The organism is Sphingomonas sp. Xoc002, assembly GCF_050408055.1.
Taxonomy (GTDB): domain Bacteria; phylum Pseudomonadota; class Alphaproteobacteria; order Sphingomonadales; family Sphingomonadaceae; genus Sphingomonas; species Sphingomonas yabuuchiae.
This window is the reverse complement of the sequence record NZ_CP191175.1, coordinates 3,453,512-3,472,500: the sequence shown is the minus strand read 5'-3', so window position 1 is coordinate 3,472,500 and position 18,989 is coordinate 3,453,512. Positions and strand designations below refer to the sequence as shown.

The window sequence follows — 18,989 nt, the reverse complement described above, 5'->3', positions numbered from 1 at the left end:
GTGCTTAGGGGTGAAAGGCCAATCAAGCCGGGAAATAGCTGGTTCTCCGCGAAAACTATTGAGGTAGTGCCTCGAGCGGACACCATAGGGGGTAGAGCACTGGATGGTTGCGGGGGTCGCGAGATCTACCAATACTAACCAAACTCCGAATACCTATGAGTGATACTCGGGAGACAGACGGCGGGTGCTAAGGTCCGTCGTCAAAAGGGAAACAGCCCTGACCTACAGCTAAGGTCCCCAAGTCGTGTCTAAGTGGGAAAGCATGTGGAAATCCCAAAACAACCAGGAGGTTGGCTTAGAAGCAGCCATCCTTTAAAGAAAGCGTAACAGCTCACTGGTCTAAACAAGGGTTTCTGCGGCGAAGATGTAACGGGGCTCAAGACACGCACCGAAGCTTAGGGTGTACACGCATGTGTACGCGGTAGCGGAGCGTTCCGTAAGCCTGCGAAGCGATCTGGTAATGGGTCGTGGAGGTATCGGAAGTGCGAATGCAGACATGAGTAGCGATAAAGAGGGTGAGATGCCCTCTCGCCGAAAGACCAAGGGTTCCTGCGCAAGGCTAATCCGCGCAGGGTGAGCCGGCCCCTAAGACGAGCCCGAAGGGGGTAGTCGATGGGAACCACGTTAATATTCGTGGGCCTGGTGGTGTGTGACGGATGGTGTGTGTTGTCTGACCTTATCGGATTGGTCAGGCTTCGAAACTGTCCCGGGAAATAGCCCCACCGTATAGACCGTACCCGAAACCGACACAGGTGGTCAGGTAGAGTATACCAAGGCGCTTGAGAGAAGTGTCCTGAAGGAACTCGGCAAATTGCCTCCGTACCTTCGGAAGAAGGAGGCCCCATGTAAGCGCAAGCTCTCATGGGGGGCACAGGCCAGGGGGTAGCGACTGTTTAGCAAAAACACAGGGCTCTGCTAAGTCGGCTTCAAGACGACGTATAGGGCCTGACGCCTGCCCGGTGCCTGAAGGTTAAGTGGAGGAGTGCAAGCTCTGAAATGAAGCCCAGGTAAACGGCGGCCGTAACTATAACGGTCCTAAGGTAGCGAAATTCCTTGTCGGGTAAGTTCCGACCTGCACGAATGGCGTAACGACTTCCCCACTGTCTCCAGGACATGCTCAGCGAAATTGAATTCTCCGTGAAGATGCGGAGTACCCGCGGTTAGACGGAAAGACCCCGTGCACCTTTACTGCAGCTTCAGAGTGGCATTGGACAAGAACTGTGTAGCATAGGTGGGAGGCTTTGAAGCATTGGCGCCAGCCGATGTGGAGCCATAGGTGAAATACCACCCTGTTGTTGTTTAATGTCTAACCTCGTACCGTGAAACCGGTACAGGGACCCTCTGTGGCGGGTAGTTTGACTGGGGCGGTCGCCTCCTAAAGAGTAACGGAGGCGCGCGAAGGTTGGCTCAGGCCGGTTGGAAACCGGCTGTTAGAGTGCAATGGCATAAGCCAGCCTGACTGCGAGACTGACAAGTCGAGCAGAGACGAAAGTCGGTCATAGTGATCCGGTGGTCCCTCGTGGAAGGGCCATCGCTCAACGGATAAAAGGTACGCCGGGGATAACAGGCTGATAACCCCCAAGAGCTCATATCGACGGGGTTGTTTGGCACCTCGATGTCGGCTCATCACATCCTGGGGCTGGAGCAGGTCCCAAGGGTTTGGCTGTTCGCCAATTAAAGTGGTACGTGAGCTGGGTTCAGAACGTCGCGAGACAGTTTGGTCCCTATCTGCCGTGGGCGTCGAAATTTGAGAGGAGTTGACCCTAGTACGAGAGGACCGGGTTGAACGTACCTCTGGTGTACCTGTCGTCGTGCCAACGGCGCAGCAGGGTAGCTATGTACGGACGGGATAACCGCTGAAAGCATCTAAGCGGGAAGCCTCCCTCAAGATAAGATTTCTCAGGACGGTCGAAGACCACGACCTTGATAGATCGGATGTGGAAGTGCGGTAACGCATGGAGCTAACCGATACTAATTGTCCTATTCGCGCTTGAGAGCTCCACACCCCCACCATCAGCCCTGGGCTACGATGGCAGGGTGCGGTCATTACCAAGCCAGTGCACGCATCGATTTTATACCCACACCCCCCGAAGCGAGGCCTCCTCTCCTCGGGGACCCCATCAAGTACCACTTGATGGGGATTGTTATTCGCGGACTCTATTGCCTGGTGGCCATAGCGTCGGTGTCCCACCCGATCCCATCCCGAACTCGGCCGTGAAACCCGACTGCGCCAATGGTACTACTGCTCAAGCAGTGGAAGAGTAGGGCGTCGCCAGGCATTACAGTCCGCGAATACTAAAAACCCATTCACATGTTTCCTCGGGCATATCGGCCCGGGGCGCTAAGCCCCACGACACCACGCTATGCACGCGTGCCGCCGTGCGGCTCAGCTGACGTCGCGGGGTGGAGCAGCCCGGTAGCTCGTCAGGCTCATAACCTGAAGGCCGCAGGTTCAAATCCTGCCCCCGCAACCATCACCACACACCACTCGCCGCCCCCACGGGCGGCGTTGTCGTTTGAGGCATACGACGCCCTCAACCCCGGCCGAACATGGCACCACGCATCACGCGGCCCACCTTGCCCCATGCGAAAAGGGGCAGACATGGCCTTCGCCATGCCCGCCCCTCCAGCCGATCCGCAGATCGATAAACGTCGCAACCCTGCCTTACGCCTTCAGACCCTTCGCCATGTTCAGATGCGCCGTCACCGTCGGCACCAGATCGCTCGCAAAGCTCTTCAGCGCAGGGGCGTCGCCCGTCGTCGCATATCCCTTCAGCGCATCCAGCGTCTGCTGATGCCCCGACGTCTGCGCGGCGATATACGCCGCGTCAAAGGCCTGCTCGTTTGAACGAACTCACGAAATGGGGAGCGCGCCGGCAAGTGGTTAAATCCGCCTGCTCGGAGAGCCTTTGGCTTCAGGCGGTAGGACCATGGTCTGGATCACCAATCCGAAGGCCGGAGTGCGCTCGATCCTGTTCGAATGACAAATCTGTCATGTCTCAATAAAGCTAGGCGGGTTGAAAAGGCGGCATCTTGCGACTTCCGAAAATGATCGGCGGCATTTGAAGATGTAAATGCCAGGTGAAAACAAGAGCCTAACCAGATGGCTCTTGAGGTTCGGCAATAGAAGATTCAATTCTGGTTAATAAACCAACACCTGCAAGCGAACCTTATATTAAATTCCTGTCATCCATGAGCTTTGCGCAAGGATCGAAAGAACCTTGTCGGATTTCTCATGTGCCATTGTCGTACGATGTCAGCATCTTGCTGATTTTGCACCGTTTTCGACAATGTGTGGCATATAAAAGTGAACAGGAAGCAGAGACATGCGTGCCACGATCAAGGTGAAGCTGATCACGACATTCGCCATCGTCCTCGCGATGCTGGCGATCATCGTGGGGTTCAGCGTCAATCGCTTGTCGACCCTGAACACCGCCCAGAGCGACATGGTGGACGACCCGGCCGCATCGCTGGATCGAATCCAGCAATTCAAGGATGCCATCACGTCGTCGATCGTGGCGCAGACGAATCTGACCATGAGCGACGATCCCGACTTCATGGCCGGACAGCATGCGGAACTGCGCAAGCAACGGGCCCGTGCGGACCGGCTGATCGGAGAGGCATTGCGCACGGGGGACGATGTCGATCGCGAGATGTACACGGACGCGCAGCGCGGTTGGGCCGAATACAAGTCCATCGCCGACCAGGCGGTCGAACTGGCGCTGGCCAATCGCAATGCGGAAGCCTCGGTCATTTCCTTGGGCGGTGCCAACAAGGCGGCGGTGCGGATCGGCGATACGGTGAACAAGATCGTACAGCGCCAGCGGTTGGAATTGCAGGCCGCCGATGAGGCGGGGAACGTCCTTTATGCGGAGTCGCGTACGACCCTGCTGATGGTGGCGGCTGCAGCCTTCCTCACCGCCGTGGCGGGGGCCCTGTGGATCAGCCGGATCGTGTCGCGCGGCCTGAACCGCATTGCGGTCGCGCTCGGCGCGGTGGCCACGGGCGATCTGGACCAGAAGGTCGAGGTGTCGAGCAACGATGAGATTCGCGATCTGGTCGATGTCGTCAACCGGATGACCGAAAACCTGCGGACCTCGGCCACGCTGGCGGACCATATCGCGCGTGGCGACCTGACGGTCGAGCATCAGCCGCTGTCCGACAAGGACAAGCTGGGCCATGCCCTGGTCGCGATGGTCGGGCGCCTGCGCGTGGTGGTCGGCGAGGCGACCGAGGCGGCTTCCAGCGTGGCCGCAGGCAGCCAGCAGCTATCGTCTTCGTCGGAACAGGTGAGCCAGGGCGCGACCGAACAGGCCGCCGCCGCCGAGGAAGCTTCGTCGTCGATGGAACAGATGGCCGCCAACATCAAACAGAATGCCGACAACGCCACCCAGACCGAGAAGATCGCACGCCAGTCCTCGCAGGATGCCGAAATCAGCGGCTCGGCGGTGCAGAAGGCCGTCGGCGCCATGCGGACCATCGCCGAAAAGATCGGCATCGTACAGGAAATCGCGCGCCAGACCGACCTGCTGGCGCTGAACGCCGCCGTCGAGGCCGCCCGTGCAGGCGAACATGGTCGCGGCTTCGCGGTCGTGGCGGCCGAAGTCCGCAAGCTCGCCGAGCGCAGCCAGACGGCGGCCGCCGAAATCAGCGGCATGTCGTCCGACACCGTGTCTGCCGCGACCCAGGCGGGCGAGATGCTGGTCAAGCTGGTCCCCGACATTCGCCGCACCGCCGAACTGGTCGCCGAGATCAGCGCGGCCTGCCGCGAGCAGGACCTTGGCGCCGTCCAGATCAACCAGGCGATCCAGCAACTCGATCAGGTCACGCAGCAAAATGCCAGTGCGTCGGAAGAGATGTCGGCCACGTCCGAACAGCTGGCCGAGAGAGCGGGTCAGTTGCAGTCCAGCATCTCGTACTTCCGCGTCGAAGAGGCCGGGCGGGATCACGGCACCCGGCGCCCGGTGCAGCGCACCGCAGCCCGCAAAGCTGCAAAGTCGACCACGGCGTCCGCGCCGTCACGGGGGTTCGCGCTCGATCTGACGCAGGGCGGCCCGGATGACCAAGACCGCGCGTTCGGGCGCGCGGCATGAGCGGGCACATCGAAGCGGTCGTCTTCGCGATCGACGGCGGGCTGTTCGCCCTGCCGGTGACGGTGGTACGCGAGATACTGGACCGACGCCCGGCCTTTCGGGTCCCCTCCGCACCCGACTGGATGGTCGGGCTGATCGATCTGCGCGGGCAGTCGGTGGCGGTGATCGACCTGCGCGCCTTCGCCAGCACGACGATGGCGGAAGCCGGAACGGACGCTCGCATCCTGATCGTCGAAGCGGAGCCGCATGGCGCATGGCTGGGTCTTTTGGTCGACCAGGTCGTCGACGTGGCCTGTCACGCGCATGCCGACAGGCAGGAGATGCCCGCGATCGTGCCGCAACATGGTCCATGGCGTCTGTCCGGTGTCCTTCGTCGCGAAGGGGGCTTTGTCGGGCTGCTCGACATGGATGCGATTTCCGGCCTGGCGGACGAAGTCTGCGCCGCCGGTTCGGCGGTGGCCGCATGAAGGGCGGGGCGGGGGGCCGGGCTCTCGCCCGCCCACTCGCCAAAGGGGATGATGAACGATGACGCTGCGTCAATCGATCATGCTGATGGCCGCGCCCATGCTGGCGGTGCTGCCGTCGCCTGCCTTGGCGCAGGAGGAGGAGCCGCGCGCCGAAACCAATGGCGAGGGCGAGGAAGAGCGGACCAGCGCCTTCAGCCTCGATCTGCTCTACAAGGCCGATCTCGTCGGCGTGGCGGCAGGCGGGGGCAGGCGGGGGGCGCGGTTTCTCGACAATATCGACCTGATGGCCTCGGTCGACCTAGACCGCGCAGCCGGATGGGCAGGGGCGAGCGCCTATATCGGCGTCCTGAGCAACGCAGGCGCGCGGCCCAACGACATCGCGGGCACGTTGCAGGGCGTCAACAATATCGAGGTGGGCAGCCCCGATGCCGTCCTCTATCAGGCCTGGGTGCAACAGCGTTTCGCCGGGGATCGTGGATCGATCCTGGTCGGCAAATATGATCTGAACAGCGAATTCTATGCCAATCCCTCGGCCGCGGCGCTGATCGCGCCCGCTTTCGGCATCGGGTCGGAGCTGGCGGCGACGGGACCCAATGGGCCGTCGATCTTTCCCCAGACCGATCTGGGCATTCGCCTCCGCCTGGAGGACCGACGCCATTATGTGCAGGCGGCCGTGATCCGGGCCCCGCGCGGCGTGGCGGACGAGGGCGGGCCGCGATCGGCCCTGTTCATCGCGGAGGCGGGCCTGAGGGGACGGACGGCGATCACCGTCGGCGGCTGGACCTATAGCGATCGGCAACCGCAGATCGTGCCGCCAGGCGTTACGCTCGGACCCGATACCGCCGCGTCGCATGGTCTGTACGCGTTGGTGGAGCAGGATTTGGCCGGTGAGGCGGACAAGATGGGCTATTGGTGCGCCTTTCTGCGCCTGGGCCTGTCCGATGGGCTGACGACACCCTTTGCGGACGGGATGCAGGTCGGCTTGACCGGGCATGGTGTCCTGCCGTCACGCCCTGAGTCGCTCCTCTCGATCGGATTCGCGACCGCCGGGCTGAGCCGCGCCTATCGCCGGGCCAATCCACCGGACGAGCCGCCGTTGACGCGGTCGGAAAGCACGATCGAACTGACCTATAGCGACCGCGTGGCGCGCTTCCTGACGCTTCAGCCGGATGTGCAATATGTCCATCGCCCCTCGGGGCTGCGCGATGCATCCGGCGTGGTGGTGCTGGGCCTGCGGGCGATCGTCGACTGGAAAATCCATTGAACATCACCCTCTTCCCTCTCCCCTGGACAGGGGAGAGGGTTAGCGGAGCTTGCCAGCGTGCTGGCTAGCGCAGCTTGGGTGAGGGGTTGAGCGAGCCTTCGGCTCGCGCGCGCTGTGCGCGCTTCACCCCTCACCCAGCTCCGACTAAGCCTTTGCGTTCGCAAAGACCAAGTCTGCGCAACCCTCTCCCCTCTGCGAGGGGCGAGGGGAGAAAGGGTATATCTGAATGTAGGCTCGTCTTGGAGCCGACGCGTCCTTCATACCGTGGTGCGGCCGGGATTGTCGCCCCGGCCACGCCATCGTCAGAATTTGAAGCCCAGCCGGGCATAGCCGAACTGACCCGGCAGGTCGTAGGTCGTCGGATCGAACCCGCCGCAGCTCAGGCAGTCGGGGGCGCGTTGGCCGAGGATGTTGTTGACGCCCATGGTCAGGGTCAGCCGCTGCGCCAGCCAGGGCATGGTCCAGCCGATCTGCGCATCGAGATACAGGATCGGCTTCATCTCGCGATTGTCATAGGCGGGCTCGATGACCTTGCCGATGTAGCGCCCGGTGAGCGAGGCGAGGAAGGTCTCGCTCGACCAGTCGATCGTCGCGACGCTCTTGAAGCGCGGATAGGCCTGGTCGCCGCGCTCGGTACCCTGCCGCTCCAGCTTCTCGCTGCCGGTCGCGGTGGGCAGGGTGGTCGAATATTCAAACAGGACGTTGCTCGCCCAGTTCAGGCCGAAGCTGCCCGCCCCGACACGCGGGCTGCGATAGATCAGGGTCACGTCGATCCCCTCGCTCTTCAGCGAAGCGATGTTTTGGAGCAGGCCGCGAATCTGCGTGATCTGGCCGCTGCCGGTCGAGGAGCGGGTGATCGCGCCGCAGCTGACGGCGTCCCGCTGGTTGACGCAATTGGCGAGCAGCACGTCGGCGCCGACCGAGGCGATCGCGTCGTCGACCCGGATGGTGTAGTAATCCGCCTTTAGGCTCAGCTGGCTGGCGATACCGGCCTCGCGCGCCCAGCTCGGGCTGTAGACGCCGCCCAGCACCCAGCTTTCCGACCGTTCGGGCTTCAGCGCGCGATTGCCGCCGGTCAGGATCGGCAGCTGAAGGCCGTTCTGCACGTAATTGACCGGCACGCCCAGCGCGACGCAGTTCTGGCGCACCGTGCTGTTGTCGGGCAGGCTGGCGATACCCGAGCAGGGATCGATGACATTGCCGTCGAAGCGGGACGGTGTGCCGAACAGCTCACCGATGCTGGGGGCGCGGAACCCTTGCGCCCAGGTGCCGCGCAGGCGCAGATCCTCGAACGGCTTCCAGCTGAGCCCGCCCTTCATCACCGTGCGGTTGCCGCTGGTCGAGTAATCCGAATAGCGCGCCGCGAACGACCCTTCGAGCAGGCGGAAGAACGGCACGTCCTTCAGTACCGGAATGCTGAGTTCGCCATATACTTCGTGGACGTCGAACGCGCCCGCCGTCGGCTGGGCCGGGATGTCCGAGCCCAGGCCCGCCGCGACGATGGCGTCGGGGTTGAACGAGCCCGTCTGGCGGCGGAACTCATACCCCGTGGCCAGCCCCAGCGGCCCGGCGGGCAGCTGAAACAGCGTACCGGTCAGGTTGAGGGTCGCGTCGGTCATCGTCTGTTCGGACCGGTCGCGCTGGGTGAAGGTGACATAGTTGATCATCGCCGGGGTGATCGAGCCCGCCCCGCCGAAGATGTTGAACGGCACGCAGGCGCCGGTGCAGTTCGCCACCGGGCCCAGCGCCTGCGCCAGATTGGCGGCGTTGACGTTGCCATGCGCCACCTGCTTGGCCTGGTTCTCGGCATAGATCAGGTTGGCGTCCCAGTACCAGGTGCCCGCGCCGATCGGGATCTGGCCGTCCAGCGTGCTGGACATGTACATGGTGTCGACCCGCTGGCTGTAATGGCGCGGGCCGTTCTCGACGAAGCGGCGGCCGATAAAGGCATAGTTGGCGGGCGTGCCGTTATTGCCCGCACTCAGCGTCACGCCGAACGGGTTGAACGGATTGGTCCGGTCGATCGAGATGGTATCGAGCAGATTGCCGTTGCCCGCATCCGGCCCGACGAACAGCGGCAGCGGCGCGGCCTGATTGTCCGAGGTCCGGCGATTGTAGATCAGCCGGGTGCTGAGCCGGACATTGTCCGCCAGCTGGCCGGTGAAGTTGACGAAGGCGCCGAAGCGCTCCTGCGGGGTCAGCAGATAGTTGAACGGGCGGAAGTTGAACCGGTCGGCGACGGTGAAGGCCTTGAAATCGCTGTTCGCGCCGGTCGGGTTCAGCGGGTCGAAGCGCGGCTGGGTCAGCGGATTGCTCTTCAGCGTCAGGTTCATCGACTCGCCCGTGACCGGGTTGTTGATGATGAACCGGCCATTGGGCGTGCCCGAGCTGCATGTCGTGGTGCATGCGGTCGCGCCGGGATCGGGGAAGGCGTAATAGGGCCGGTCGCCCGCGAAGACCGATCCCTGGTTGATATAGTTCGCGCCGACCACGACCGAGACACGGTCGTCCGCCGTCCGGTGGCCCCAGCTGAGCTGGTAATTCTGGGTGACGCCGTCGCCCTTGTCGTAACCGCCGAGCTGCGCGGTGGCGAGGAAGCCGTTCTGGCGCTTCTTGGTGATGATGTTGACGACGCCCGCGATCGCGTCGGAGCCGTAGATGGTCGAGGCCCCGTCGCGCAGCACGTCGACACGCTCGATCATGCTGTCGGGAATGGCGTTCAGGTCGACCGCGCCGGGAATGCCGCTCGCCGCGCTGCCGTTGATGAAGCGCAGGCCGTCGACCAGCACCAGCGTACGGCGGCTGCCCAGATAGCGCAGGTCGATTTCCGCCGAGCCGGCCCCGACGCCGCCGCCATCGGGCGGGTTGCCGTTGTTGCCGGAGCGGTTGAAGCGGGAATTGAGGCCGCCCGCCGCGCCCGGCAGGCGTTGCAGCACGTCGCCGATCGAGGACAGGCCGGTGCGCGCGATATCCGCGCTGTCGATCGCGGTGAGGGGGGCGCTCTGGTCCAGCGGGTTGCGGCGGATACGCGAACCGGTGACGACGATCGTATTATCGGCCGCCGTCGCATCGTCGCTGGCGGCATTTTCCGCCACGCCCGTGCCGCCGCCCGTCACCTGGGTCTGCGCCTGGGCGTCGACCGCCAGGATCAGGGCACCGACAGCCGCACTTGCCAGCGCCCATTTGCGCAACCGGCCTGCTCCATGAACCATGATCTTTTCCCTCTTTTGGCTTTACTGACTCCCGTTCCTGCTGCGGATGTGCGGCGCCGCTTTTGGGGCTGCCTTCGATATTCGATACGTACGGCCCGGCGATCCGGGATCGATGAGGCGCTTCCTGGTCAATCGGTGACCGATCTTGTGCCGAAAGGTTTGCCGATCCTGACAATCGTCTTGACCAATCGACCGTCGTATACAGAATATGATCCCGGCGTCGTGTCAAGCGCCGGACATGGAGGGAGGGGGGCGTGTCCACTCTTGCCTTGATACGCCAAGCAAAGCCGCAAGCCCTTGGCCGGTTAACGTATGTTGGCGGACAATCTCGAATTCAGGGCGCGTGCGACGTTTTGCCTGTCGATCGGTTCAGCTTGGCGTAGGATAGCGTGATGTAAAGCGCCGCTCCCACGACGACATGCCGACGAACAGGGGCTATCATATCCGCATGACCAAAATGCCTTTCTCCGTTTCCCGCCCGTCCGTTGCCCGGCTGCTCGGTACGTTGGCGGCCGGGTCCATGATCGCGACGCCGCTGCTGGCGCAGGTCGCGCCGCCGCCGGTGATGGTCCCCACGACGCCGCCGCAGGTTCAGCCCCCCGCCGCGCAGACCCAGATGGCGCCGCCCGCCACCGTGCAGCCACTGCCGCAAGCCGCCCCCGCCGTGGCGATCCCCGCTTTGTCGGAGGCGCAGGTCCGCCAGCTCGCGACGCTGATCGCCGGGGGAGAGGTGGCGCAGGGGCTGCGTCAGGGGCCGCCGCGCGACCTGACGACCCTGTCGCCCGCCGCGCTGACCCGTGTGGCGCTGGACTATGCCCATGCGGTGCATGTCGGGCGGCTGGATGCGGCCGACTTCACCAAGGACTGGGGCATCCGTCCGCAGCCTTACGACCCCGCACCCGGCTTCGCGGAGGCGGTGCGGCGCGACCGGCTGTCGGCCTGGATCGCCTCGCTGCCGCCGCCCTATGCGGGCTATGACGCGCTGGTGAAGGGGCTGGCCCGCTATCGCGCCATGGCGGCGGCTGGGGGCTGGTCGTCGCTCCCGGCGGCCACCATCAACTTCGGCGCGAGCGGACCGCAGGTGCTGGCGCTTCGCAAGCGGCTGGCGATGGAAGACCCGGCGGTCAGCGCGACGGGCGACAGGTTCGACGAGGACCTGCTGGCGGCGGTGCGGCGGGCGCAGCGCCGTTACGGCCTGAACCCGGTCGGCACCGTCGGCACCCAGACCATCGCCGTGCTGAACGTGCCGGTGGCGCAGCGCATCCGCCAGATCATGGCGAACATGGAACGCTGGCGCTGGTTGCCGCAGCAGTTGGAGGCCAAGCGCGTCCAGGTGAACATCGCCGCCGCTGTGCTGACCGTGTTCGACGGCGACAATCCGGTCATGTCGATGAAGGCGGTGACGGGTCGTCCGGGCAACGAGACGCCGATGCTGGTGTCGACGATCCGCAGCATCGTGCTGAACCCGCCCTGGAACGTGCCCAGCTCGATCGCCAACAAGGAGCTGTGGCCCAAGGAAAAGGCCAATCCCGGCTATCTGAAGCGCGCGGGGTTCCGCATCATCGACAATGGCGACGGCACCAAGCGGTTGCAGCAATCGTCGGAAAAGAGCGCGCTGGGCCGGTTCAAGTTCGACTTCCCCAACGATTTCGCGGTCTATCTGCACGACACGCCCGCCCAGTCGGGCTTTTCCAAGTTCGACCGGCTGGCGAGCCATGGCTGCGTCCGGCTGGAAAAGCCCGCCGACCTCGCCGCGCTGATGCTGAAGACCACGCCCGAATGGCAGCCCGAGCAGGTCGATGCCGTCCTCGCCTCGGGCAAGACGGTGCGCGCCAGCATGGCCGAGCCGGTGGCGGTCTACCTGCTCTACTGGACGGCTTTCGCGAATGCCGATGGACAGGTGGGCTTCCGCGAGGATCCCTATAGCTGGGACGCGCAGCTCGCGACCAAAATCGAGGCCCGCTCGGCCGAGCGCGCCCAGGCGACCAAGGACTAAAGGGGACAGATGATGAAGATTGCCACCAAAAGCGCCATGGCGCTGTTCGCCGCCGGGCTGTTGCTGGCGGGCTGCTCGCGCTCGTCGGAGGACCCGCCCGTGCCGGTCGAGAACGACACCGCCGTGGTCGAAGAGAATATGAGCGTGCCCGACGAGACGCCGGTCATGACCAATGACGCGGACGCCGTCGCCCCGGTCAACATGGCCGCCGACACCGTGCCGCCGCCACCCCCTGAACGGACGGTCGACCAGCAGATGCTGGACGATGCCTCGGCCACCGGCATGACCTCGCGCGTGCAGCGCACGCCGAGCAACGATGCGCCCCCGGCGGAGGGTATCGAACCCAAGGACGGGCAGTAATCCCAATTATTCCTCCCCTGTAAGGGGAGGGGGACCGCCGCGAAGCGGTGGTGGAGGGGTGTCCCCGCTGATGGGGACACCCCTCCGTCAGTCCTTTCGGACTGCCACCTCCCCTTGCAGGGGAGGAATTTACTTCGCGATTTCCTGAATCAATCCAGCCCGCTGTGCCTCGGTAGGCCGCCACAGCCCCGCCATCGAACCGCCTTCTCCGAACAGCGCGTCGACCACCTGCGCCGCATCGCCCTGCGCCCACAGCGCGGCCAGTTCCGCCCGGCGCGGATCGGGCGAGGCGTCATTCCCCGTCCGGATGAAGCGCAGCCACGCCGCCAGTGCCGTCACCGTCGCGGGCGCTTCGCCGCCATGCGCCGCCAGCGAGGACAGCCAGCGCGGCCCGACCTTTTGCGATCCGTCGCTGGCGATCTGCGACAGGCAATGTTCCAGCGTCCGGTTGGCGAAGCGGGCGAGCAGCGCATCGGCATAAGGCCCCAGCGCCTGCCCCTCGGCGGCGTTGAAGCTGGTCGCCGCCTCGTCCCGCATCAGCCGTTCCATCACGGGGCGGATGGCGGGATCAGCGACCGCCTGGTGGACGAATTCATGCCCGCGCTCCAAGCCCAGATAGGCGAGTGCCGAATGCGCGCCGTTGAGCATGCGCAACTTGGCGGTCTCATAGGGCGCGACATCGGCGACGAACTGCGCACCGCCGACTTCCCAGCGCGGACGGTCGCCTGCGAAGTCATCCTCGATCACCCATTGGCGATAGGGCTCGGTGATGACGGCGGCTTCGTCGCGCATCCCCAGCACCGCTTCGACCGCCGCGCGATCGGCCTCGGTGACGGCGGGGACGATCCGGTCGACCATGGTGTTGGGGCAGCGCCAGTCGCGCTCGAACCATTGCCGTGCCGCCGTCTCGCCCTGATGGTCCAGAAACGCCGCCACACCGGCGCGCAGGACCCGGCCATTGTCGGGAAGGTTGTCGCAGCTGACCAGCGTGAGGGGGCCGTGCCCCGCCGCCCGCCGCGCGACCACCGCCTGCGCCAGATAGTGATAGATGCTGTTCCCGTCCGCGACGATGCCCGCCAGATCGGTCGCACCATCGGGCCGCCGCCAATAGCCCTTCTCGGTGACGGTCAGCGTCACGACCCGCGTGTCGGGCGCGGCGAGGCGTTCGGCCAGCCGCTCGGGCGTCTTGGCCGCGACGATCACGTCGCGGATCGCGCCGATCAGGCGGACGGCTTCGCCCTCGCTCGACCGTTCGGTGACGGTATAGAGGCCGTCCTGCGGCGCCATCTGGTCATGCACGCCGCCCGATCGCAGCGAGGCGGCCGCAATGGCCCAGTCGCGGTCGCCCGCCGCCATCGCGTCGTCGGTATAGACCGCCTGATGCGCGCGGTGGAACGCGCCGAGCCCGATATGAACGATGCCGATCCGCTGGCCTGCCCGGTCATAGCCGGGGGGCGCCACGGCGTCGGGCAGCGCCGCGGCGGTCGCTTCGCTCAGCCGGGTCACAGCCGGTACGCCGTGCGGACCAGACCGTTGGTCAGCGCATGGGCCAGCTCGACCGCCTCATCCTCCTCCAGCCGGTGCTCGGCGACGAGGCGCGCCAGGAAGCCGCAGTCGATCCGCCGCGCGACATCATGCCGTGCCGGGATCGACAGGAAGGCGCGGGTGTCGTCGTTGAACCCGACCGTGTTATAGAAGCCCGCCGTCTCGGTGGTCATCTCGCGGAAGCGGCGCATCCCCTCTGGGCTGTCATGGAACCACCAGGCGGGGCCCAGCTTCAGGCAGGGATAATGCCCGGCCAGCGGCGCCAGTTCGCGCGCATAGACGCTTTCGTCCAGCGTGAAGAGGATGATGGTCAGGTCGCGCTCATTGCCGACCACGTCGAGCATGGGTTTCAGCGCATGAACGTAATCGGTGCGCATCGGCATGTCCGCGCCCTTGTCGCGCCCATGGCTGGCGAACAGGCCCGCATTGTGGTTGCGGAACGATCCGGGATGGATCTGCATCGTCATGCCGTCCGCGACGCTCATCTTCGCCATCTCGGTCAGCATCTGTGCGCGGAAGAGTTCGGCATCGGCGGGCGTCCAGCTGCCGCCGACGATGCGCGCGAACAGCGCCTCGCATTCCGCCGTCGACAGGTTGGCGGTCGCCGCCGTGGGATGGCCGTGATCGGTCGCGGTCGCGCCCAGCGCGCGGAAGGCGGCGCGGCGCTTGGCATGGGCGGCGAGATAGCCGGACCAGCTATACACATCCTCGCCGGTCAGCTCGGCGAAGCGCTGCATCGCGCCTGTGAACTGTTCATGCTCGACATCGATCACGCTGTCGGGGCGATAGGTGGTGATGACGCGGCCCTGCCAGCCCGAGGCCTGGATCGCCTGGTGATGGACCAGCGGATCGTCGGCGCCCTCGGTCGTCGCCAGGCATTCGATGCGGAACCGCTCGAACAGCGCGCGGGGGCGGAAGGCGGGGGTGGCGAGCGCCTCGCCGATCGCGTCGAAATAACGGTCGGCGGTCGCCTCTTCCAGGCCCATGTCGAAGCCGAACACCTCCGCAAAGACATGGTCGAGCCACATGCGCGACGGCGTGCCGCGGAACAGGTGATAGTTTGACGCGAACAGCTTCCAAGCTGCGCGTGGATCGGTCGCCGGGCGGCCACCACGATGCGGGATGCCCAGATCGTCGAGCGCGATGCCCTGGCTGTAGAGCATGCGGAAGACATAATGATCGGGCGCGAGCAGCAGGTCGCTGGCATCGGCCCAGGGTTCGTCGGTTGCGAACCAGCGCGGATCGGTATGGCCGTGCGGGCTGATGATCGGAAAGTCCGCGACTTCGGCATAAAGCGTCCGCGCGATGCCCCGCGTCGTCGGGTCAGCGGGCAGCAGCCGGTCGGGGTGAAGCTCCAGCTTGCGGGTCATGCGGTCAGCTCCAGTTCGGCCGGAGCGGCGTTTGCGTTCAAGCCCAGCATATGCACGATTCCCTGCTCCAGCCCGCGCAGCTCGGCCAGCCCGCGCATCCGGCCGAGCAGCGAATAGCCGGGATTGGAGCTGCGATGAAGGTCGTCCATCATCCGGTGGCCATGGTCGGGGCGCATCACGATCGCACGGTTTTGCGCATGCGAAATCTCGACCACCGCCTGCATCACCTGCGTCATGCGGGCATTGCCGCCCAGATGCTCGGCCTCATGGAAATTGCGCTCGCCCGCTTCCCATCCGACCGAGCGGAGGTGGAGGAAGTCGATCCGGTCGGCAAAGCGGCGGACCATGGCGGGCAGGTCGTTGTCCGGCCGTGCGCCGAACGAGCCGGTGCAGAAGCACAGGCCGTTCGCCAGCGAGGGCACGGCGGCGTAGAGATGGTCGAGGTCTTCGGCGGTGCTGACGACGCGCGGCAGGCCGAAAATGGGGAAGGGCGGGTCGTCGGGATGGACGACCAGTTTGATGCCGACCTCCTCGGCAATCGGGCAGACCGCGCGCAGGAAGGCGATGTGGTTCGCCCGCAGCGCCTCGGCGTCGATCCCGGCATAGGTGTCGATCGCACGCTGGAAGGCGGGCGAGTCGAAGCTCTCCTCGCTGCCCGGAAGCCCGGCGATGATCGTGCGTTCGAGCTTGTGGCGCTCCTCGGGCGTCATCGCGGCGAAGCGCTCGGCGGCGGCGGCGCGGACTTCTTGCGAATAATCCGCCTCGGCGCCGGGGCGGCGCAGGATATGGATGTCATAGGCCGCCACCGCCGCCCATTCGAAGCGCAGCGCGGTTGCACCGTCAGGCAACTGCCAGTCCAGATCGGTACGCGTCCAGTCGAGCAGCGGCATGAAATTATAGGTGACGGTTCGCACGCCCTCGGCCGCCAGGTTGCGCAGGCTGTCGCCGTAAGCCTGGACGAGTTCGTCGGTCAGTTCGCCGCGCTTGATCGCGTCATGCACCGGCAGGCTCTCGACCGTCGACCATCCCAACCCGGCCGCCTCGATCATCGCCCGCCGCTCGGCGATCGCCTCACGCGGCCATACCACGCCGTTGGGAATTTCATGCAGCGCGGTGACGACCTCTGTGGCGCCCGCCTGACGGATATGGGACAAGGCGATGGGGTCGGCGGGGCCGAACCACCGCATGGACTGGATCATCAACACGGCCGTTATTCCCTCGTCCCAAATCGCATTTTCTCTGTGGTTAGCGGTAGCATTCAGCATCCGGATTGACCAGTTACAAATTTTGGCCTTGCCACTATGATGGTGAAGCCGGAGAGCGATAGGAGATAAGTGGATGCGGATCGTCGTCGTCGGAGAAGGGATGATCGAATTGTCGCGCGCAGACGGCGGGCTATGGCGGCTGGGTCATGGCGGCGACACGCTGAACACCGCGATCCATCTGGCGCGGATGGGTCGCGACGTCCGCTACGTGACCGCCTTGGGTGACGATCCCTTCAGCGCGACGCTCCTTCAGGACTGGACGGCCGAGGGCATCGATACCAGCCTGACCTTGCGCGATCCGACCCGTATGCCCGGCCTGTATGCGATCACCACCGACGAGGCGGGCGAGCGCAGCTTTTCCTATTGGCGGGGACAGAGCGCCGCGCGGCGCACTCTGTCGCTGCCGGGCAGCGAGGCGGTGATAGCGGAGGCGGAACAGGCCGATCTGCTGCTATACTCGCTCATCACCCTGGCGATCCTCGACGAACCGAGTCGCGAACATCTGTTCGAATTGGCGCAGCGAGTCCGCGCGCGGGGCGGCCGGGTCGCGTTCGACGGCAATTACCGTCCTCGCCTGTTCGCCAGCCAGGACGAAGCACGCGAACTGTGCCGCCGGGCGATCGGTGGCTGCGATATCGGCCTGCCGACGCTGGAGGACGAGGCGATGCTGGTCGACGCCAAGTCCGCCGAAGAGGTACGCGACCGTTGGCAGGGCCTGGGCGCGGGCGAGGTCGTGGTGAAGCTGGGGGCCGAGGGATGTCTGGTCACCGGCGTCGGTATCGTCCCCCCGCCCGAGCGGCTGAGTCCACGCGATACCAGCGGGGCGGGGGATGCGTTCAACGCGGGCTATCTGGCGGCGCGGCTGGACGGGTTGGATCCGGCGGAGGCGGCGATGCGGGGGCATAGGCTGGCCGGGTGGACGGTCATGCGCTCGGGCGCGATTCCAACGCGGGATAATGACTTGCCGCGTTGATGGATTTTGGACTGACCAAAATCGATCGGTCGGTCATGGGGTAAGCCCCTTTAGCCCCTCCCCCGAAGGGGAGGGAGGTAATTTGCGCATATTCCACCCCTGAACCCACCCTCCGTTCGCACTGGGCGAAGTCGAAGTGCAGGGGCTTCGCCGGGGCGTGGCCTTCGACTTCGCTCAGTCCGAACGGAGTAAGGGGGACTTCCGCCACTCCGCCACGAAAAAGGGGGCCGGAACCTCGGTTCCGACCCCCTGATCCTGTCAGCATGTGCTGCTGGCGTAGGTTACGCGCCCGGGATTTCCGAGACGTTCACCTTGATGCCGCGGCCCATCGTCGACGAGACGGCGACCTTGCGGACATACTTGCCCTTGGCGCCCGACGGCTTGGCCTTGATCAGCGCATCGACCAGCGCGTCGAAGTTGGCGCGCAGGTCTTCCGCCGGGAACGACGCCTTGCCGATGCCCGAATGGATGATGCCGGCCTTTTCGACGCGGTACTCGACCTGACCGCCCTTGGCCGCCTTGACGGCTTCGGCGACGTTCATGGTCACGGTGCCCAGCTTCGGGTTCGGCATCAGGCCCTTGGGGCCCAGCACCTTACCGAGGCGACCGACGACGCCCATCATGTCCGGGGTCGCGATGCAGCGATCGAAGTCGATGGTGCCGCCCTGGATGGTTTCCATCAGGTCTTCCGCACCCACGACGTCGGCGCCGGCGGCGCGTGCTTCGTCGGCCTTCGCGCCCTTGGCGAACACGCCGACGCGAACGGTCTTGCCGGTGCCCTTGGGCAGGGTGACGACGCCACGGACCATCTGGTCGGCGTGACGCGGGTCAACGCCCAGGTTGACGGCGACTTCGATCGTCTCGTCGAACTTCGAGGTCGCGTTGGTACGAGCCAGCGTGATCGCTTCGTCGATGCCGTGCAGCTTCTCGGCGTCGATCTGGACGGCCTTCTGCTTCTTGGTCAGCTTCGCCATGATCTTAGCCCTCCACCACTTCGAGGCCCATCGCGCGGGCGGAGCCTTCGATGATCTTGGTCGCAGCCTCGATATCGTTGGCGTTCAGGTCCTTCATCTTGACCTGGGCGATTTCCGCGAGCTTCGAGCGCGCGATCTTGCCCGCCGACACCTTGCCCGGCTCCTTCGAGCCCGACTTCAGGTTGGCCGCCTTCTTGATGAGGTAGGTCGCAGGCGCGGTCTTCGTCTCGAACGAGAACGAACGGTCGGCATAGACGGTGATGACGGTCGGCAGGGGCGTGCCCTTTTCGACTTCACCGGTCTGCGCGTTGAACGCCTTGCAGAATTCCATGATGTTCACACCGCGCTGACCCAGCGCCGGGCCGATCGGCGGCGAGGGGTTGGCGGCGCCTGCAGGGACCTGCAGCTTGATATAGCCGGTAATCTTCTTTGCCATGTCACTCTCTTTTCGAGTCTAGCGGTCGTGACGG

At 65.0% G+C, this 18,989-nt stretch carries 13 protein-coding genes, 1 tRNA gene and 2 rRNA genes (1 of these 16 cut by a window edge); 9 read left to right on the top strand and 7 right to left on the bottom strand.

Annotated elements, in window-relative coordinates; translation table 11 throughout:
- From ACQR50_RS15910 to ACQR50_RS15900, 3 genes are all read left to right on the top strand, one after another.
- Window positions 1–1,995, top strand: a 23S ribosomal RNA gene (locus ACQR50_RS15910) (it extends 828 nt beyond the left edge of the window).
- Window positions 1,996–2,163: 168 nt separating this feature from the next.
- Window positions 2,164–2,278: ribosomal RNA gene (rrf, locus tag ACQR50_RS15905) — 5S ribosomal RNA — on the top strand.
- Between the two features lie 119 nt (window positions 2,279–2,397).
- Window positions 2,398–2,474: transfer RNA gene (locus ACQR50_RS15900), tRNA-Met, on the top strand.
- Window positions 2,475–2,665: 191 nt separating this feature from the next.
- Here ACQR50_RS15900 and ACQR50_RS15895 read toward each other — a convergent pair.
- Entirely contained in the window at window positions 2,666–2,785 is a 120-nt protein-coding gene (locus ACQR50_RS15895) for a DUF4142 domain-containing protein (protein ID WP_428970725.1), read from the bottom strand.
- Between the two features lie 541 nt (window positions 2,786–3,326).
- Between ACQR50_RS15895 and ACQR50_RS15890 the strand changes: the two genes are divergently transcribed.
- Genes ACQR50_RS15890 through ACQR50_RS15880 form a run of 3 tightly spaced genes read left to right on the top strand, consistent with a single transcriptional unit; the run spans window position 3,327 to window position 6,824 of the window.
- Window positions 3,327–5,093, top strand: coding sequence for a methyl-accepting chemotaxis protein (locus ACQR50_RS15890; RefSeq protein ID WP_428969048.1), 1,767 nt, complete (start codon window positions 3,327–3,329; stop codon window positions 5,091–5,093).
- Window positions 5,090–5,560 carry a chemotaxis protein CheW gene (locus ACQR50_RS15885; protein WP_428969047.1) on the top strand — a complete coding sequence of 157 codons (471 nt, stop codon included), beginning with the start codon at window positions 5,090–5,092 and terminating at the stop codon, window positions 5,558–5,560. Before ACQR50_RS15890 ends, ACQR50_RS15885 begins: the two co-directional genes overlap by 4 nt.
- A gap of 58 nt (window positions 5,561–5,618) precedes the next feature.
- On the top strand, window positions 5,619–6,824 hold the full coding sequence (locus tag ACQR50_RS15880) for a carbohydrate porin (RefSeq protein ID WP_428969046.1): 1,206 nt from the start codon (window positions 5,619–5,621) through the stop codon (window positions 6,822–6,824).
- 302 nt (window positions 6,825–7,126) lie between these two features.
- Here ACQR50_RS15880 and ACQR50_RS15875 read toward each other — a convergent pair whose 3' ends face one another.
- Entirely contained in the window at window positions 7,127–10,036 is a 2,910-nt protein-coding gene (locus tag ACQR50_RS15875) for a TonB-dependent receptor domain-containing protein (RefSeq protein ID WP_428969045.1), read from the bottom strand.
- A 448-nt stretch (window positions 10,037–10,484) separates the two neighbouring features.
- Between ACQR50_RS15875 and ACQR50_RS15870 the strand changes: the two genes are divergently transcribed.
- Both ACQR50_RS15870 and ACQR50_RS15865 read left to right on the top strand, forming a co-directional pair.
- Window positions 10,485–12,032 (top strand): L,D-transpeptidase family protein, encoded by a 1,548-nt coding sequence (locus ACQR50_RS15870; protein ID WP_428969044.1) that lies wholly within the window; start codon window positions 10,485–10,487, stop codon window positions 12,030–12,032.
- A 9-nt stretch (window positions 12,033–12,041) separates the two neighbouring features.
- The gene (locus ACQR50_RS15865; protein ID WP_428969043.1) at window positions 12,042–12,392 is read left to right on the top strand and encodes a hypothetical protein; all 351 of its coding nucleotides are present in this window, start codon (window positions 12,042–12,044) and stop codon (window positions 12,390–12,392) included.
- A gap of 129 nt (window positions 12,393–12,521) precedes the next feature.
- On the opposite strand, the gene ACQR50_RS15860 is transcribed toward ACQR50_RS15865, so the two are convergent.
- The 3 genes from ACQR50_RS15860 to uxuA are packed head-to-tail and all read right to left on the bottom strand — an operon-like array spanning window position 12,522 to window position 16,506.
- Entirely contained in the window at window positions 12,522–13,898 is a 1,377-nt protein-coding gene (locus tag ACQR50_RS15860; RefSeq protein WP_428969042.1) for a mannitol dehydrogenase family protein, read from the bottom strand.
- Entirely contained in the window at window positions 13,895–15,307 is a 1,413-nt protein-coding gene (gene uxaC, locus ACQR50_RS15855; RefSeq protein WP_428969041.1) for a glucuronate isomerase, read from the bottom strand. Before uxaC ends, ACQR50_RS15860 begins: the two co-directional genes overlap by 4 nt.
- Window positions 15,304–16,506, bottom strand: coding sequence for a mannonate dehydratase (uxuA, locus tag ACQR50_RS15850; protein WP_428970724.1), 1,203 nt, complete (start codon window positions 16,504–16,506; stop codon window positions 15,304–15,306). Before uxuA ends, uxaC begins: the two co-directional genes overlap by 4 nt.
- Window positions 16,507–16,645: 139 nt before the next feature.
- Between uxuA and ACQR50_RS15845 the strand changes: the two genes are divergently transcribed.
- Window positions 16,646–17,545 carry a sugar kinase gene (locus ACQR50_RS15845; RefSeq protein WP_428969040.1) on the top strand — a complete coding sequence of 300 codons (900 nt, stop codon included), beginning with the start codon at window positions 16,646–16,648 and terminating at the stop codon, window positions 17,543–17,545.
- A gap of 281 nt (window positions 17,546–17,826) precedes the next feature.
- Here the strand turns inward: ACQR50_RS15845 and rplA are convergent, their stop codons facing one another.
- Together rplA and rplK are read right to left on the bottom strand one after the other, a co-directional pair.
- A complete protein-coding gene (gene rplA, locus ACQR50_RS15840; RefSeq protein ID WP_056433483.1) occupies window positions 17,827–18,519 on the bottom strand; it encodes a 50S ribosomal protein L1 in 693 nt (230 codons plus the stop codon).
- Window positions 18,520–18,523: 4 nt separating this feature from the next.
- Window positions 18,524–18,955, bottom strand: a complete 432-nt coding sequence (rplK, locus tag ACQR50_RS15835) for a 50S ribosomal protein L11 (RefSeq protein WP_007407063.1) — start codon at window positions 18,953–18,955, stop codon at window positions 18,524–18,526.
- Window positions 18,956–18,989 lie beyond the last annotated feature (34 nt).

Excerpts from the sequence above, each read along its gene's own strand:
- ACQR50_RS15890 (WP_428969048.1), top strand. The coding sequence starts at position 3,327 with ATGCGTGCCACGATCAAGGTGAAGCTGATCACGACATTCGCCATCGTC.
- ACQR50_RS15885 (WP_428969047.1), top strand. The coding sequence starts at position 5,090 with ATGAGCGGGCACATCGAAGCGGTCGTCTTCGCGATCGACGGCGGGCTG.
- ACQR50_RS15880 (WP_428969046.1), top strand. The coding sequence starts at position 5,619 with ATGACGCTGCGTCAATCGATCATGCTGATGGCCGCGCCCATGCTGGCG.
- ACQR50_RS15875 (WP_428969045.1), bottom strand. The coding sequence starts at position 10,036 with ATGGTTCATGGAGCAGGCCGGTTGCGCAAATGGGCGCTGGCAAGTGCG.
- ACQR50_RS15870 (WP_428969044.1), top strand. The coding sequence starts at position 10,485 with ATGACCAAAATGCCTTTCTCCGTTTCCCGCCCGTCCGTTGCCCGGCTG.
- ACQR50_RS15865 (WP_428969043.1), top strand. The coding sequence starts at position 12,042 with ATGATGAAGATTGCCACCAAAAGCGCCATGGCGCTGTTCGCCGCCGGG.
- uxaC (WP_428969041.1), bottom strand. The coding sequence starts at position 15,307 with ATGACCCGCAAGCTGGAGCTTCACCCCGACCGGCTGCTGCCCGCTGAC.
- uxuA (WP_428970724.1), bottom strand. The coding sequence starts at position 16,506 with ATGATCCAGTCCATGCGGTGGTTCGGCCCCGCCGACCCCATCGCCTTG.
- ACQR50_RS15845 (WP_428969040.1), top strand. The coding sequence starts at position 16,646 with ATGCGGATCGTCGTCGTCGGAGAAGGGATGATCGAATTGTCGCGCGCA.
- rplA (WP_056433483.1), bottom strand. The coding sequence starts at position 18,519 with ATGGCGAAGCTGACCAAGAAGCAGAAGGCCGTCCAGATCGACGCCGAG.
- rplK (WP_007407063.1), bottom strand. The coding sequence starts at position 18,955 with ATGGCAAAGAAGATTACCGGCTATATCAAGCTGCAGGTCCCTGCAGGC.